This is a genomic window from Pseudomonadota bacterium (assembly GCA_039028155.1).
Lineage (GTDB): Bacteria > Pseudomonadota > Alphaproteobacteria > SP197 > SP197 > JANQGO01.
In genome coordinates, this window is record JBCCIS010000005.1 from 1 (window position 1) to 16,204 (window position 16,204).

17 protein-coding genes are annotated in these 16,204 nt (G+C 62.1%); 6 read left to right on the forward strand and 11 right to left on the reverse strand.

Annotated features, from left to right (window positions below):
• The coding region (locus tag AAF563_03805) for an acyl-CoA dehydrogenase family protein (GenBank protein MEM7120375.1) at nt 1-627 on the forward strand (627 nt) is incomplete at its 5' end.
• 130 nt (nt 628-757) lie between these two features.
• Here the strand turns inward: AAF563_03805 and AAF563_03810 are convergent.
• From AAF563_03810 to AAF563_03860, 11 genes are all read right to left on the reverse strand, one after another.
• The gene (locus AAF563_03810; GenBank protein MEM7120376.1) at nt 758-1,714 is read right to left on the reverse strand and encodes a TonB family protein; all 957 of its coding nucleotides are present in this window, start codon (nt 1,712-1,714) and stop codon (nt 758-760) included.
• Nucleotides 1,714-2,124: a biopolymer transporter ExbD gene (locus tag AAF563_03815; protein ID MEM7120377.1), complete on the reverse strand. Its 411-nt coding sequence runs from the start codon at nt 2,122-2,124 to the stop codon at nt 1,714-1,716. The genes AAF563_03810 and AAF563_03815 overlap by 1 nt, the downstream gene beginning before the upstream one ends.
• Before the next feature lie 4 nt (nt 2,125-2,128).
• Nucleotides 2,129-2,536, reverse strand: coding sequence for a biopolymer transporter ExbD (locus AAF563_03820; protein MEM7120378.1), 408 nt, complete (start codon nt 2,534-2,536; stop codon nt 2,129-2,131).
• Nucleotides 2,526-3,323 (reverse strand): MotA/TolQ/ExbB proton channel family protein, encoded by a 798-nt coding sequence (locus AAF563_03825; GenBank protein MEM7120379.1) that lies wholly within the window; start codon nt 3,321-3,323, stop codon nt 2,526-2,528. The genes AAF563_03820 and AAF563_03825 overlap by 11 nt, the downstream gene beginning before the upstream one ends.
• 24 nt (nt 3,324-3,347) lie before the next feature.
• Nucleotides 3,348-3,761 (reverse strand): Tat pathway signal sequence domain protein, encoded by a 414-nt coding sequence (locus tag AAF563_03830; protein ID MEM7120380.1) that lies wholly within the window; start codon nt 3,759-3,761, stop codon nt 3,348-3,350.
• Between the two features lie 164 nt (nt 3,762-3,925).
• Nucleotides 3,926-4,264: a DUF3325 domain-containing protein gene (locus AAF563_03835; GenBank protein MEM7120381.1), complete on the reverse strand. Its 339-nt coding sequence runs from the start codon at nt 4,262-4,264 to the stop codon at nt 3,926-3,928.
• On the reverse strand, nt 4,261-5,847 hold the full coding sequence (locus AAF563_03840) for a PepSY-associated TM helix domain-containing protein (protein MEM7120382.1): 1,587 nt from the start codon (nt 5,845-5,847) through the stop codon (nt 4,261-4,263). The genes AAF563_03835 and AAF563_03840 overlap by 4 nt, the downstream gene beginning before the upstream one ends.
• Nucleotides 5,844-6,026, reverse strand: coding sequence for a DUF3649 domain-containing protein (locus AAF563_03845; protein ID MEM7120383.1), 183 nt, complete (start codon nt 6,024-6,026; stop codon nt 5,844-5,846). The genes AAF563_03840 and AAF563_03845 overlap by 4 nt, the downstream gene beginning before the upstream one ends.
• A 128-nt stretch (nt 6,027-6,154) precedes the next feature.
• Complete coding sequence (locus tag AAF563_03850) at nt 6,155-8,632, reverse strand: TonB-dependent siderophore receptor (GenBank protein MEM7120384.1); 2,478 nt, start codon at nt 8,630-8,632, stop codon at nt 6,155-6,157.
• 169 nt (nt 8,633-8,801) lie between these two features.
• Complete coding sequence (locus AAF563_03855) at nt 8,802-9,875, reverse strand: FecR domain-containing protein (protein ID MEM7120385.1); 1,074 nt, start codon at nt 9,873-9,875, stop codon at nt 8,802-8,804.
• A gap of 129 nt (nt 9,876-10,004) precedes the next feature.
• The gene (locus AAF563_03860) at nt 10,005-10,553 is read right to left on the reverse strand and encodes a sigma-70 family RNA polymerase sigma factor (GenBank protein MEM7120386.1); all 549 of its coding nucleotides are present in this window, start codon (nt 10,551-10,553) and stop codon (nt 10,005-10,007) included.
• Between the two features lie 314 nt (nt 10,554-10,867).
• Here AAF563_03860 and AAF563_03865 point away from each other — a divergent pair, with 314 nt between their 5' ends.
• The 5 genes from AAF563_03865 (at nt 10,868) to AAF563_03885 (ending at nt 16,194) form a co-directional block, all read left to right on the forward strand.
• Complete coding sequence (locus AAF563_03865) at nt 10,868-11,062, forward strand: hemin uptake protein HemP (protein ID MEM7120387.1); 195 nt, start codon at nt 10,868-10,870, stop codon at nt 11,060-11,062.
• A 141-nt stretch (nt 11,063-11,203) separates the two neighbouring features.
• Complete coding sequence (locus AAF563_03870; GenBank protein MEM7120388.1) at nt 11,204-13,330, forward strand: TonB-dependent hemoglobin/transferrin/lactoferrin family receptor; 2,127 nt, start codon at nt 11,204-11,206, stop codon at nt 13,328-13,330.
• A gap of 109 nt (nt 13,331-13,439) precedes the next feature.
• Nucleotides 13,440-14,273 (forward strand): ABC transporter substrate-binding protein, encoded by an 834-nt coding sequence (locus AAF563_03875; protein ID MEM7120389.1) that lies wholly within the window; start codon nt 13,440-13,442, stop codon nt 14,271-14,273.
• A 26-nt stretch (nt 14,274-14,299) separates the two neighbouring features.
• Nucleotides 14,300-15,385: an iron chelate uptake ABC transporter family permease subunit gene (locus tag AAF563_03880; protein ID MEM7120390.1), complete on the forward strand. Its 1,086-nt coding sequence runs from the start codon at nt 14,300-14,302 to the stop codon at nt 15,383-15,385.
• The gene (locus AAF563_03885) at nt 15,385-16,194 is read left to right on the forward strand and encodes a heme ABC transporter ATP-binding protein (GenBank protein ID MEM7120391.1); all 810 of its coding nucleotides are present in this window, start codon (nt 15,385-15,387) and stop codon (nt 16,192-16,194) included. Before AAF563_03880 ends, AAF563_03885 begins: the two co-directional genes overlap by 1 nt.
• Nucleotides 16,195-16,204: the final 10 nt, after the last annotated feature.

Below are 16,204 nucleotides of genomic sequence, written 5' to 3' on the forward strand. Positions count from 1 at the left end.
AAAAAGACCGACGGCCTGAGTCTCTTCTATACGCGTCTTGACCGCGACCACGTGACGGCGACCGAGATCCCCAAGCTCGGTCGCCATGCGGTTGATTCCAACATCGTCTATTTCGATGATCTGCCGGTCCCCGAAGACGACTTGATCGGTCGGGAAGGCGAAGGTTTCTCGATGATCCTTCACGGTCTTAATCCGGAACGCATTCTCATCGCCGCCGAAGCGGTCGGTCTGGGACGGGCGGCGCTTCACGCGGCGACGGCGTATGCGAAGGAGCGCGTCGTCTTCGATCGCGCGATCGGCATGAACCAGGGTATCCAGCATCCGCTGGCGCACTGCTGGATGAACCTTGAGGCCGCCTTCCTGATGACCCTGCAGGCCGCGGCTCTTTACGATGCCGGCAAAACCTGCGGTGCCGAGGCGAATAGTGCGAAGTACCTGGCGGCGGAGGCGTCGTTCAAGGCGTGTGAGACCGCGATCCAGACGCTGGGCGGCATGGGATACGCGAGGGAATACAACGTCGAACGGTATCTACGTGAAGCGCTGATCCCCCGCATTGCACCCGTCAGTCCTCAGATGATCCTGAACTTCATCGCCGAGAAGGTTCTCGGCCTGCCGCGGTCCTATTGATCACGGACTTGCGTGAACGCGGCATGATGTCTGCGGCAGACTTTGCTGTCGAGACGTGGATGTTCTGTAAGCGGGCAACCCGCCGTCAAAGACACTGAACTGAGCACTGCCTACGCCGACGGTTCCGCCGTCACTTGAGAAAGAATTCGACGGGAACGAGCAGTTTGATGCGGTCGCCTTCGACCTCAGGCGGCGGCGGTGGAAGCGGTTCGGCGCGACGGATGAGGGCGAGAACCTCGTCGTCCAGGCGCTGATGGCCGGAGCTATCGTGAATCCGGAAGGCGTGTACCTCTCCCGCTCGACCCATCTCGAGATAGAGCAGTACCGTACCTTCCTGGTTGCGGCTTTGCGCCTCGCGCGGATAGGTCTTGTGCTTCTCCAGCCAGGCCAGGAGATAGGCCATGTAGTCGGCGGCGCTGCCTTCGTAGCCGCCGCCCGAGACGTCGTCTGCGTGGCCGGCGTCGGGGCTGTCCTGCGATCCCGCTTGGCCGGCCGAGCCGGCAACCGATGGCGCGTCCTCAGAGATCGTTGGTTCGGCGTCGCTTTCGACCTCGGCCGGCACAGGCGCGCTGACTTGCGGTGCCGGCGTTGCCTCAGCCAAGGATGCCACGGTGGTCGGCGCCTCGAGCGGGATCGGCGGAACCGGCACGGCCTCGGCGACCTCATCAGGTTTGACGGTCGCTGTCAGATCGGCCGCTTCCACGATCGCGTCGGTCGCGATGACCGCAGCTTCGTCAACGGGTTCCGCGACGTCCGCCGCGGCGTCGACCGCCACGATGGCGTTGGGCTCGACGGGTTCGGTAATCTCGACTGTCTCATCGACAGGCAGCGTCTCCGCGGTCGTCTCCACGACCTCAACGACCTCGGCTTCCTCGACGACGGCCTCCTGCGCCTCGAGAGGCGGCGCGGGTGTGGCGACGCTTCCGGGCGCGCCGCCGGTCGGGCCGAGCGAGACATCGATGCCGCCGATGCCAGACGCCACGGCACCGGGTGGCTCGGGTTCCCAGAACATGGCGGCGGCGACTCCTGCATGAACCAGGACCGCCAACATGACGGCGATCAGGAGTTGACGCACGGTGACATGCATCAAAGCGGTTCCGGCACGGTCAGCAGTTTCAGTTTCTCGACACCGGCGTCGCGCAAAAGCTCCATGACCGCGACGATCGATGTCGCCTCCGCCCGCCCGTCCGCCTTGAGCCGCACGATGAAGTCGGCACCGGCAAACTCAGTTCGCTCGCTGATCACCGCGACGAGGACGGCCTCGGTCACGATCTCGCCGTCGAGTGCCACCTGACCGCTGGCGTCCACCACGACCAATGCCTCGCGCCTGACGTCGGATCCGTTGCTCGCCGAGTAGACGGGTTCGATGTCGAACGGATCCGTCACGGTCAGTTGTCCGGCGATCATGAAGAAGATCAGGAGCAGAAAAACGATGTTGATGAGCGGCAGAATGCGCTCATCGCCCATGGCTTTCGATTGACTGCGCTGAAACCGCATATCCCTAACGTTCGCTGTCTCGGATGAACGACAGATCCCTCGCGCCGATCTCGGCGAGATGGTCAAGCAACGACACCGCATCCTGTAGTGCGACGCCGGCGGCCGGTTTGATCAGGACGCGTTGCTGCGGATTGTCGGTGAGCCGTTTGCCGACTGCTTGCTTCAGGTCGTCCAACGTCACGGTCTGGCCCGATAGACGCAGACCGTCGGTTCGAATCTCAACAAGCAGAGCGCCTTCCATCGACGTGTTCGCGCCCGCGCGCCCAGGCGCGTTGAGGTCGATTGCGCGCCACTCAAGCAGAGACGACGCGAGCATGAAGAAGACAAGCAGAATGAACACGACGTCGATCAGCGGCGTCAGACTGATCAGCGCGCGGCGCCTGCCGGTTTTCAGGGTGTGCCTAGTCGCCAGCTGCGAAGGCAGCCGACCCGATACGTTCGGGCCCACTTTGCTCTCCATGTGTCCGCGCCTCGGAGACTTCCGACAGGTCCTCCGTGAAGACGCGGGTGACAATGCTGTCGAGATCGAAGGCGACGCGATCGACGCGGCGTTCAAGCCAGTTAAGGATCATGACGACGGGGATCGCCACGGCCAGTCCGGCGGCCGTCGTCAACAGCGCTTCCCAGATGCCGCCCGAAAGGACCGCCGGATCGACCTGATTGCCGGCTGCGGCGAGGTTCTGGAATGCATCGATCATGCCCAGAACCGTCCCGAAAAGACCGAGCAGCGGCGCGAGCGAAGCGATGACCTCGAGCGGCCGGAACAGACCGCGTAGCGCCTCCAAGACATCGCCGCCATAACGCACGACTTCTTCGCGCACTCTGGTTTCGTCGATGCCGCGTTGTTGGCCGCGGATGGCGCGCGCCAGAGTCTGGGCTACGGGGTTGCGCGCGCCACTCAGACGCGCCAGCGCCTCGTCGGGCCGGCCCGCCTGATAAAGCGCGAGAGCGCCAAGCGCCAGTTTGCGATCGCCCAGGCGCGCGCGGTGGAACTGCCAGAGCTTGGCGAAGATGATGCCAAGCGCGACCACGGACATGACGAGCAGGATGACGACAACCGGCCCGCCTGCCTGCACCAGCTCCTGGATACCGGCCAGAACCGGGTTGCCGGCAGTACCGGCTGCTTCACTGGCAGCCGTCGCCATGCCGTCCGCCGGGGCAGTGGTCAGGGACTCTGCGTTGACTTCCGTTTCATCCATATCGCGGCTTTCCCTGGTCGGGCCTTACTTAATGAAGGCGACGGAGCCGAGCGATGTCGGCGCGACGACGTCCAGGCAGTCTTGGCGCGGCCCGTTGTTGTCATGGCACGCGAGGACGTCGTTCAGCAGGACGCGGCCAACCTCGCCACACTGCTGATCGGCGAAGTCGAAGACCTTCAGGCTCGTCTTCCCAGCCTTCAGCGGCGCCGTCTCGACCGCCAGCCGGTTGGCGACGATGCCGTCGTTGTCGAGCAGCACGAGGTCCAGCTTCAAACTATCGAACGCCGCACCGGCGCCGTTGTGAAGCATCAGATACGCCCGACAGGCATCACCGTTCGGTTCAAGCTTGTTAAGCTCGACCGTGACGATCGGATCGCCAGCATTGGCCGAAACACCGAACAACGCGAATGCAGCGCTTAAGACGAGCAATCGTAACATCAAAACTGCCACTTGCGGATAAGAATTAGTCGCATTTGAGATCCTTTGTAACGGCGAGCGGGACCGACCGCAACCGTTCCATCCTGGGTGATGGCGGGTGTGACCGGCCATCCAGTTGCCAAGGTGACGACGGGTAGAACGGCGCTCTTTTTGATCTCTCGATGTCATGGTCTTGGCATCGTCATCAGGGCGGCCGCAATGCCGCTTGGAATGACGGCGAGCGTTCCTGCTAGGGCCAAGCGCGGCGCGAGCGGCAGAAGAACGACAAAGGCCAAACCGCTCGCGGTCAGCACACAGAACCAAAGCACCAAGCCCGTCGACCAACCGGCCGCCGCGCTACAGGCAACGAGAGAGGTGGTCAGAAGGGTCGCGCCGGCCAGACGCAGCATCGCGCGCCGACCCTGCCCGACCGGACGCTGCCAGAGCTGCCGGTGATGTCGATCCATCGCCAGGGCCAGGCAGGCGAAACCGGCATAGGCGCACGAAAGGGCAAGCAGGGTCATTCCACCAACTCCACCTGTTCGGGTGAAGGTCGCGTGGCCGGCCGTGGCAGGTTGGCGGCAGCGGTTGGGCGCACCTTCCGGTTCAGCGTCCACGCGGTGCTGGCGAACGCGACTCCGAAACCAAGGACGGTCAGGTCAAAACCGGCACGCTGCCAGCTTCCGGTCGCGATGGCGTCCGCGAGATGGCGGTTGGTGGTGACGGCGTTGAGCGCCGGCAGCAAACCAAAGAGAGCGGCGTTCAACCACAACCCGTCAATCCAGGCGCGGTTCAGTGGGCGTAGCATCAAGACGACCGCGACAACCAGCCACGCCAGAAAGAAACACTCGACCTCACGATCGGCTCGGCTGGCCATGTCGAGAGGCAGCAAACGGTTGGCCCAGAACAGGGCGGCGATGCCGGCGGGAAGGCCTAAAATGGCGGCCAGATTCAGTTTGTCGACGGTGCGGAGGCCAAAACCTGGCGCTCGCCCTTCCGCGATCGTGCGGCGGCGGCGCGCGACGGACCACAGAATCAACCCTGTCGCGACGACGCCGGTGCCGGCGAGGCCCGAAAGGAACAACAGTCCACGCAGGACGGGCTCGGCAAACCGGCCCAGATGCAGGCCATAAAAGAACAAGGCAAAACGGGTCGCCGTACTCCGCGCCATCTGCGCGTCGACGAGTTCACCATCGGAACCGTTGAACACGACGCCCTCGGCACGATGGCTCAAGGTCTCGGTACCGCTGCGATACACGATCACGCGTGAAGCGGCATCGTCAGGATGATCGATAACGATGCGGCCGGCCTGGCCGCCGTCCCACAGCCGGCTGGCGGCCGCCAGCATCGGCGCCAAGGCGGCAAGTGGTGCGGCTTGTCCGGACGCATCGGTGGCGTCTGTCGTCACAACGCCGCTATCCTGAAGAAAGGCGCTGCGGTCCCCCGAGTACGCGACGTCGACACCCCAGGGCATGTAGAGGAAGAGCAGGGGCACGATGCCCGTGTACGTGATCAGGATATGATAGGGCAGGGCCATCACGCCCATGGCGTTGTGTGCGTCGAGCCAGGAGCGTTGACCCTTGCGCGGGCGGAATGTGAAGAAGTCCCGGAAGAACCGGCGATGGGTGATGATACCGCTGATGATCGCGACCAGCATGGTGACCGCGCAGAACCCGACGATCAGGCGGCCCCAAATCGACGGCACCAAAAGATCGAAGTGGAAGTAGTAGAGACTCTCGCCGCCGTACGTGCTGCGGACGTCGATGGGTTTGCCGGTCACGGGATCCAGCAGTTCGCGCCCGAAGGTCGGACCGCTGCCGGGTTCGCGGCGAAAAACGATCTCGGTCGTCGGGTTTCTCTCTGTCGGCAAGTCGATGACCCATTGCCACGCGCCCTGACCGATCTCCTGGAGCCTGTCGATCGCCCGATCCGCGGCTTCGGACGGCGCGATCCGGACCATGCGCAACTCGGGGCGCATCCAAAGACTGATCTCCTGGCGGTAATAGCTCGCGGTGCCGGTCAGGAAGATCGCGAACAACAGCCAGCCGACCAGCAGACCGGACCAGGTGTGCAGCCACGCCATGGATTGGCGGAACGTCGCCTTCACAGCCGTTCTCCAAACCAAACGAGCGACAACAGGGCGGCCGCCACCAAACAAGCGGACCCAATCCCCAACCATGCGCGCCATGCGGCCCTAACGGCGAAGGCCCAGATCCAGACGGCAACCCAGATTGGCGCGCTGACAAGCATGCCCGTCTGAACCGCCTCTGCACGTGACGCTGGCATGACGAGCGCCAACAGCACCGCGCAGAGCGACGCGAACGCATACCCGCCGACCGTGGCGGCCAGGGTTCGTGAGACGATCGCGCCCTTGGTTGTGGCCTTCGAAGAACGGGCGCGGGCTTGCGCGCCCGTCACCACTCGAATGTCAAACCGGCAAGGATTGAGCGCCCGATACCATAAAAGCAACGGTCGGCACTTAGACAAGATGCGACATAGGTCTCGTCGGTGACATTGGAGGCGTTGAGCGAAACCTCCATGCCGGTCAGCTGGCTGTCGACTTGCCCGAGGTCATAGCGCGCGGAAGCGTCGAACAATGTGACCGCCGGTACGTTAAACGTGTTGGCGGTATCGCCGACAGAGCTGCCGATATAGCGGACACCGGCGCCAAGCTCCAACCCGTCCAGGCTGTTGCCGTCAAACGCATAGCCGCCCCAGAACGAGGCCGTATGCTCGGGAATGCCGGTCAGCCGATTGCCGAGGTCGGTGCCGTTGCTCTCCGTAACTTTCTGGTCGAGGTAGGTGTAGGAAGCGATGAAGCTCCACCCGCTGTCCAAGGTCGCAACGGCTTCCAACTCGACACCCTGCGACCGTACTTCACCGGCTTGAACTTCGAAGCCCGGGTTGTTCGGGTCGGGCGTCAAGACGTTTTGCTGAGTCAGCTCGAAAACCGACACAGTCGCAATCAGGTTCTCGCCCGGTGGCTCATACTTGATGCCGGCTTCATACTGCTGGCCGGTGGTCGGTACGAAGGGGTTGCCGGAGAAGTCCACACCGATCTCAGGCACGAAGGATTCGGAGTAGCTGACATAGGGTGTGAGACCGTTGTCGAAGGCGTAGCCCACGCCGCCCCGACCGGAGAACTTGTTGTCATCTTGCGAGGTGATGCCGCCGGTCAGGTTGTTGGTGGTCTTGCTCTCGGCCCAGTCCTGCCGCCCACCGAATGTGAAAATCCAGTTCTCGAACTTGATCTGGTCCTGGGCGTAGAGACCGATCTGCTCGGTACGAAAGTCGAGATTCTGAAAGACCGGCGGTTGAGGGATGGTCTGATAGTAGACGGGATCATAGAGGTCCAGCGTCGGCGCCGCGCTGAACCGGCGCAGCGTATCGCTATTGTTGCGCTGCAGGTCGATGCCAAAGAGAAACGTGTGGGAAAGCGCACCGGTGTCAAAGACCGCCTGTGCCTGCGTGTCCAGGGCGTAGGCGTCAGAGTGTTCGACGGCACCGAACGCGCTTCGGTTGGCGGTCCGCTCATCGGCCTGAAGCGAGCTGATGAAGACCGACTCGAAGTCCAGGTCGTTATGGGTATAGCGGGCGTTTTGCCGGAACGACCAGGTGTCGTCGAACTGGTGCTCGAAAACGTAGCCGAGCGCATAGAACTCGCGGATCCATTTATCGTAGTTGGGATCTCCGGCGAAGCGGTCGCGCGGGATCTTGCCGAACTGCGAATCAAAAACAGTGCCGACGGACGGTAGATACTTCACGAAGCCGCCGTCGATATCGTCATGCTGATAGGCGGTCAGAATGGTCAGCGTCGTATCGGGTGTTGCACGCCAGGTGAAACTGGGCGCGAACGCCTCACGTTTGCGGCCCGTGAATTGGGTTTGTGCATTCTGGTCGGAGAGAATGCCGACGAGCCGGTAGGTTAGGTCCGCGTCATCCGTCAAGGGACCGCCGAGATCGACACCCAGTTCAATCGTGTCGAAGGTGCCGCCGCGAAGCATGACCTCCCCCTGGGCTTCGTCAGGCGGTAGTTTCGAGATGCGGTTGACGATGCCGCCAGGCTGGTTCTGGCCATAGAGAACGGATGCCGGTCCGCGCAGCACCTCAAGCCGCTCATAAAAGAACGGATCGAAACTGCTCACTGCGAACTGCGTCCCCTGGACACGCAGACCGTCCCAGTATTCGTTATCGGAGGCGCCAGCAGTGCCGTCGCCGCCAAAGCCGCGAATGGCAATGTTGTCGCCGCCTAGCCCCGATGAATCGCCACGCGTACCGGTTGTCACGCCGGCGGTGTAGGCCAACGCGTCGCCGACCGTTCGGGCGCCGAGCGCGTCGATTTGGTCTTCGGTGATGACGCTGATCGATTGCGGCACCTCGCTGATCGGAGTGTCCGTCTTCGAGCCAGTGGAGCTGCGATCGGCGACGAAGCCGTCGACGGGTCCGAAGGCGGTCTGGCCCTGTCCCTCGACCGTGATCGGATCAAGCATCAGAACGTCATCATCACTTTGACCGCGTTGCCGGATACTCACCGTCGTGCCATCGACGATGCTGTAGGTCAGGTCGGTTTGTGACAGCAACAGCCTGAGCGCCTGGTTGGATGTCATGGTGCCCCGGACATCTGGCGCGTTGGCGTTTCGGATCAGGGCGCCGTCTGCGGTCACCTGAAGGCCGGATTGCTGACCGAACAAGGCGAGCGCGCTGGTCAGTGGTTGCGCGGGGATATCAAACGTCTGCAGCGCGTCAAGCTCAGCCGATTGTGCTGTGGGCTCGGGTATCTCGGCGGACGCCGCCTGGGTTTCGGTCGCCAAGAATGTCGTCGCGATCGCAATGCCGACGATTGCGGTTCGCCGTGCGATTGCCCACGCAGCGTTTCCGGTTCTGATGCTCACAATGTTCCCCCGCCACGGTGTGTCTGGCGAGACACCCCCGGTGAGCCCGCACAGCATTTGTATGCGAATGCCTCTCATTCGCACTTTCCACTAGACACAACGCTTGCGAGCTGGGCTTTTCTAAAAAAAGTTCCTAACGGCTATCGTTCTGATTTGGCGGGCTATTTCATCACGGTGCTGACACGACGAGGATCCAGGGTGTGATCTGGTGGACGCTTGCGCCATGGGTGTGAGCAAGGCCGCGCAAGGCGTCGACCGGGTCGGCGAGGTTGTAGACGCCGGTAACGGGGAGTTCGGCGAACGCGCCGTCGGTGACGATGATCGTGCCGTCGAAGAACGGCCGGAGCCGATCGACAACCTCCCCCATGGGCTGATCCTGCGCGACCAGTTGGTTTTGACGCCACGCCGCTATTTGGACCGCCGGTATGTCGCTTCGGATGACATTGCCGTTCCACGTAACGCGAACACGTTGGCCTGCCGCGAGCGTTTCGGATACCGGCGGCGTGACACGGTCGTTGTCGACGCGGACAACGCCGTATGCGACCGCGATCTCAGCTTCGTCGTTGTCGCTCCGCACATTGAACTGTGTGCCCAGCACGGTCGCTTGGACGTCGCGTGTGGTGACACGGAACGGCCTGTCCGCATCAGACACGACATCAAAGAAGGCCTCGCCGGCGAGCAAGCGAACATCGCGGCCCGTGTCGTCATAGGTGACGGTAATCGCGCTGTCGGGCGCCATGGTGACCGCACTGCCATCTGCCAATGCTATCGTGGTCACTTCCGAGCTACCGGTGATGTGGTCGGCCTCTAGACGCAGGACGATCGACGGAACGGCAAGGATGGCGATGCACGCCGCAATCGCCAATGTCGCTACTCTGAGGCCTAGCTTCCGTCGCCTCGTCGGCTGATCTCTGCGCACCGCAACGTCCCGGCGTTGGCCAGGAGATCTCGCAGTGTTCGCGACCGCGGCGTCTGTTTGTGGTTGCTGCTGCAGCACGTCTGCAGCGCGGCTTTCGGCAACGAACGATGCCCACGCATCCGACGTCTGAGGTTGGGCCACGCCGATCGCGCGTACCGTCTTCTGTGTCGTCGCCCATGCCGCTGCGTTGACCGGACTATCGCCCAGCCAACGTTCAAAGCGGCTCAACAGCGAGGGGTCGTCCGGTTCCTCCTGTAGCAATATGAGCCAGTCCGTGGCCTCCTTCGAGGCTCGCTCCTCGGCTGACATCGTCTCAGCGGTCATGCGATTCCTGCAGCATGGTTGGCAGCCTGAACCTAGCGTCGATCTGCCTCGCGGCGTGAGGCAGCGTTCCCCGACAATTCATAGACGTTTCCAGCGCCGCGTTTTCCAGTCCAAAAGTTCGGGCCGTCATCATGACGCCTGACCAAGTCGCCGTTTACAGTGCTCGACCCCATCGGCAACAAGGATGTGGGCAAGCGAGACCGAAATGCCGAGGAACGCAGCGATTTCGCGCAGTTTGCAGCCGCCGAAACGATGCATCTCAAGTGCTATCCGGGTGCGTTCCGGCAGTTCGGCGATGGCCTCCATGACGATGCGGTAGTCGTCCTTGTGCAGCGCGACCATCTCCGGTGTCGGTTCGCCAGCTGCGGTTCTGCCGGCGACGCTGTCGAAGTCATCGCCGGTCATGACACGGTTCTCGCGCGTCATGGTGCGCCGACCATCGAGCGCAAGGTTGCGCACGATCCGGTAGAGGTACCCGACCGGCTCCTCCAGAAGTCGGCGGTTTGCCGCTGCGTCAAATCGTAACCAGGCCTCTTGCACCAGATCCTCCGCGTGCGCACGGTTGCCAATGATGCCGTTCGCGTAGTCGACGAGAGCATTGCGATGCGTAACGAAGAGGTCGAGAGGCGTTGTCTTTTGGCGCAAGACCACGAGTTCCTTTTCGCCTGCCTTTGACATGACCTCGGTGCAAGTCGGCTTGCCTTGGTCACACAGATCGTGGGGTCTTTGTTAAGAATCGTTCGCAACTGTTCGTACCGCACGAACGGACCGGGGGGCAACAAGACACTCCGCACGGGCGAGAGGTTGATTGTGGTTTCGGTTAAGGAATCGCCGTCTAATGCGCTCAAACACCGTTGAAATCAGCTTTGTGATGTGGTGTCAAAATTGCCCAACTACGAATGAGAATGAGTTGCATTTGCTTTTGCGATCACGTTACGATGACACCCGCTTGGGTTTGACGCGCCGCTGAGAAGAGCGCGAGGAGTTTGTTTATGCAGGACCGTAGCGGTTCGTCGCGGTTGCCTGACGGTGAGGTTGGCGATGTCGATGCCACCAACACCGGCGGCGTTCGCCGCATCGCGAGCACTGTCCTGTTCGATGGCGCCAACGAACTCATTATTGAGCACGATAGCGACAGCTATCGGCTGCGTTGTACGGCTAAGGGTAAACTGATCCTGACGAAGTAGCCGTGTTGACGAACCAAAAACTGTCCAAGCCAGCCACCGATTGCCCACGAGGCTCAAGGCAGCCAGCCAGGATGCGCGCTTCAAAGAAGCGAGTGAGCAGAGCGGGGAACTGGTATGACTTTTGGAAAGGTGGGCTGCGCCGTGGCAACGGTCGTTGTGACGGCGCTTTATGCATCGTTGGCCGTCGCTCAGACAGCCGAGGATGCAACGGTCGCACAGGAGGAGGGGACGGATGATGGCGGTGCATCGCTGCCCATTCTTCTCAACCCGATTTCGGTGACCGCGACGCGCAATCCGATCGAGGCGTTCGAGTATCCGGGCATGGTCTCGGTCATCGGCAGGGAGGAAATCGAGACGCTCCAGCCGTCAACGCCTGACGACATCCTGAAATGGGTGCCGGGCGTTCAGTTCCTTGGCGGGCCGAGGCGGACCGGCGAGGTGCCGGTTATCCGGGGTTTCTCCGGGCCCGACACCGTCGTTCTGATTGATGGCGCGCGCCAGAACTTTGGATCGGCCCATGATGGGCGTTTCTTCATCGATCCCAGTCTGATCCAGCAGGTCGAAGTGCTGCGTGGTCCGGCCTCGGCGCTCTATGGCAGTGGCGGTACGGGCGGTGTGATCGAGTTCAGGACACTCGACGCCGCCGATTTTTTGTCGGGCGGTGACACCTATGGCGGCACTGTTTCCGGCGGTTTTCAGACGGTCAACGACGAATGGGTCGGTACGCTGACCGCCTATACGGCGCCGACCGACCAGTTCGACATTCTGGGCTCTATCACCAAACGCGATTCCGGCGATATCAAACTCGGCGACGGCAACACGTTGGCGAACACCGACGACGACATTATCGCCGGGCTGGCGACCGGCGGGTTCAACTTTGCCGACTATCACCGCATCGAGGGGTCCTACATCACTTTCCGGAACGATGCGCAGGAGCCGAACAACGGGCAGGGTGCAGGCGGCCTCGGCATCGTCGACAAAGACATACGGTCAAGCACCTATCAGGTCAGCTACGACTACAGCAATCCAATGGACAACCTGCTTGACCTGGACGTCATCGCCTACTTCACCGAAACACAAGCTGACGAACTCAGGCTCGATAACCTCGGTATCGGGCCGGCCGGCCAGACAGTGAAACGCGATGTCGACACCTACGGCTTTCGGATCGATAACCGCACAAGCTTTGATACGTCAGACGACGTCGCCAACATCTTTACCTATGGCGTCGAGTTCTACCACGACAAGCAGTTCGGCGCGTCCGGATCGGGTACCCGGGCCGGTGTGCCGAACGCGGAAGATTATTTCTATGGTGTGTTTCTGCAGTCGGAGACCACGATCACCGAGCCTTTCGGCACCATTCCCGGCGAGCTGCTTATCGTGCCGGGCATCCGCTATGACGACTACGAGGTCAACAGCTCGCTTGCGGCCGGTAACAGCGACAGCGAGTGGTCGCCGCGTCTGGGCGTAAGCTACCTGCCCAATGACTGGCTGATGGTGTTCGGGAGCTATTCGGAGGCGTTTCGCGCGCCGACCTTTAATGAACTCTATTTGACGGGGACGCATTTCAATATCGTGATCCCCGGCATCCCGACCATCACGAACAATTTCATCCCAAACCCGGATCTCAAACCGCAGCGTACGCGCACCTGGGAGTTTGGCGGCGGTTTGACGTTCGAAGATGTTCTCACGGAGGACGACGGCATGTGGGTCAAGGGTTCTTACTATCGGACCTACGCCAAGGACTTGATCAACCTCTCGGTCACTCAGCCAGCCCCGTTCGTCGACTGTAATCCGTTCATTCCCGGTGCCTGCAACGGCACGACAGAAGCCGACAACATCGGCAACGCCAAGCTCTGGGGCACGGAGGTGGAAGGTGTCTACGAAAACGATCGCTTCCTCGTGTCGCTGGGGTTCTCGACGATACGCGGCAAGGACGAGGACACCGGCGCCTATGTGGGAAGCCTGCAGCCCGACACGTTCACCGTCATCACGGGCCTGAAGCTGCCGGAAGTGAATTCGATCGTCGGCTGGCGCATGCTCGCTGCCGATGGCTTCGACAAGGTCAATACCCCGGGGCAAGAACGCGGAGGCTATGCGGTGCATGACTTCTATGCCGCTTGGCAGCCGCCTGAAGGCCTGCTCCAAGGGTTCCGTGTCGACGTCGGCGTTGATAATGCGTTCGACAAGTCCTACAGCAGGGTCTTCACAGGTTCGGTTGAGGCAGGGCGCAACTATAAGGCTCTCGTCAGTTACTCCATGATCTGGTGAGGCCGACTTCGTGGTGAAGGAGAAACGAGTGGAGAGACCGAGAACATGGTGCAATAGGGCCTTACCACCATGGCTCATCGCCATAGCGATCGCCTTGCCAGTCTCGCTCATGTCTGGCGCCGGTTGGACAGACGACGGGGCAGACAGCACCGGATCTGATGTCGCCAGAATCGTATCGATTGGCGGTTCGGTTACCGAGATCGTCTATGCGCTTGGCGCCGAGGACGGGCTTGTTGCGGTCGACAGTACCAGCCTTTATCCGCAATCGGCCCAGGACCTGCCGGATGTCGGTTACATGCGTCAGCTTGCCGCCGAGCCGATCTTGGCGCTTGGCCCGACGCTGCTGCTCGCCGTTGACGATGCGGGACCGCCGACCGTTCTCGATCAGCTGCGCGAAGCCGGCACGCCGCTTGTTGTTGTTCCCGATGAGCCGTCGCCGGAAGGCGTCGCGGAGAAAGTGCGGGTAGTTGCCAATGCCTTGGGCATGGAAGGCGAGGGCGCAACGATGGCGGAGCGACTGACGGCCGACTTCGCGGCGCTGCGCGACTGGGTCGCGACCACGAAGACAAAGCCCAAGGTCCTCTTCCTGTTGTCGGTCGGCAATGGCGCGCCCCTTGCGGCCGGTCGCGAAACGTCGGCGGCCGGGATCATCGAGCTTGCCGGTGGCGCAAACGCCATCGATGGTTTCGAGGGTTATGAACCCTTGTCTCCCGAAGCCACCGTGACTGCCGCGCCGGACGTCGTGTTGGTAACCGGACGTACCTTTGATCTGCTGGGCGGTCAGGAAGCGATCCTGTCGCGGCCCGAGATTGCCGCCACGCCGGCCGGTCAAAACGGCGATATCGTGGTGATGGACGGTCTGCTGCTGTTGGGATTCGGTCCGCGAACGCCCGAAGCCGCACGCGAGCTTGCCTTGGCATTGCACCCCGACCTGCAAGAGTGACGGCGGGCCAAACCGATACGGCTGGGATGAACATTGCACACGACCCCGTCGCTGCAAGCACGAGAAGGCGCAGGCGCGTTGGCGTCTTTCTTGCCGTGTTGGGCGTGGCGCTGTTGCTCACCATCGTTGTAGCGGCCGGCTATGGGGCGGTGGCAATCCCGCCGGAACGGGTGGTCGCGATCCTGGCTGGGTGGTTGGGCTTCGCGTCGGCGAGCGAAACCGGCGACACCGATAGCATTGTGTTGCTTGCGATCCGCTTGCCGCGCGTCTGCCTTGGGTTGTTGGCCGGCGCGGCGCTCGCGGTCGCCGGTGCGGCGCTTCAGGGATTGTTCCGCAATCCATTGGCCGACCCCGGCCTGATCGGGGTATCGAGCGGCGCGGCGGTAGCGGCCGCGGCGGCCATCGTTCTCGGCGGATCGGCGGTTGCGTTCCTTCCAGCCGGCAGCTTGACCTATCTCATACCCGTCGCCGCGTTCGCCGGCGGCCTGATCATTACGTTCGTGGTCTACCGTATCGCGTCGCGTGACGGGCGAACTGAGGTTGCAACGCTTCTGCTGGCCGGCATCGCGCTCAATGCGATCTCCGGGGCCGGGATCGGTCTTCTGATATTCTTAAGCGACGATCAGCAGTTGCGAGACTTGAACTTTTGGCTGCTCGGAAGTCTGGGTGGCGTAACCTGGGAACGCCTGCTGCCGGCGGCGCCGCTTATGCTGGTGCCGACAATTCTGCTGGCGATGTTATGGCGTCACCTCAACGCGTTCTTGCTCGGCGAAACCGAGGCGCTGCATCTTGGTTTTGACGTCGAGCGGACGAAGCGTTGGATCGTCGTGCTGGCGGCGCTTGCCGCTGGCTCATCGGTCGCGTTGACCGGGATTATCGGCTTCGTCGGCTTGGTCGTGCCGCATCTGATCCGCCTGGTGATTGGCCCCGATCATCGCAGTCTGCTGCCGGCATCCGTGTTGCTTGGCGCTATCCTGCTTCTGTTGGCCGACCTTTTGGCGCGCACGATCGTTCTGCCGGCGGAACTGCCAATCGGCATTCTGACAAGCCTGATAGGCGGTCCCTTCTTCTTGTGGCTTCTGGTGCGCCGGCGCGGCATGGGCATGTGGTGATGTTGCGGGCATCGGATATCAAGGTTTCGATCGGAGATGCGTCGATCCTGCGCGATGTTTCGCTAGACGTGCGCCCGGGCGAGATTGTCGCGGTCATCGGACCGAACGGCGCCGGCAAGTCGACATTGCTGCACGTGCTGTCGGGCGCGCGATCGCCCAATGCCGGTTTGGCGTCGTTGGATGGTCTTCCCGTGCAGCGGTGGCGCCCACATGATCTCGCCCTGCGCCGCGCGGTCTTGCCGCAGACGCCACTCTTGACCTTCCCGTTCCGCGTCTTCGACGTTGTCATGCTGGGCCGCAGTTGCCATGCCGGCCGTTCCAGACGAGAGGATGACATTGCGATTGCTCAGTCGGCCCTGAAGGAGGTCGACATGGTGCACTTGGCTGAGCGGATCTATCCGACTCTATCCGGGGGCGAACGCCAGCGCGTGCAACTGGCTCGCGTCCTCGCACAGGTTTGGCGTCAGAGCGGGGTTGATGGTGACGCCGGCGATACCCGTTACATCCTGCTGGACGAGCCGACGAACAACCTGGATATCGGGCATCAACAGACAATCATGGAGACCGCACGGCGATTTGCCGATGACGGATTCGGCGTGCTCGCCATCCTCCATGATCCCAATCTCGCGGCGATCCATGCCGACAGAATCTGTGTGCTGAGCGAGGGCGCGCTGGTCGCCGACGGCCCGCCTTCGGCGGTCATGACTCAAGATCTGCTGCAATCCATCTTCAAGTTGCCGGTAACCGTTCTACAACATCCAGAGAACGGTCGGCCGATCTTCCTTCCGCTATCGTCAACACATCATTAGGGAGAAGCGC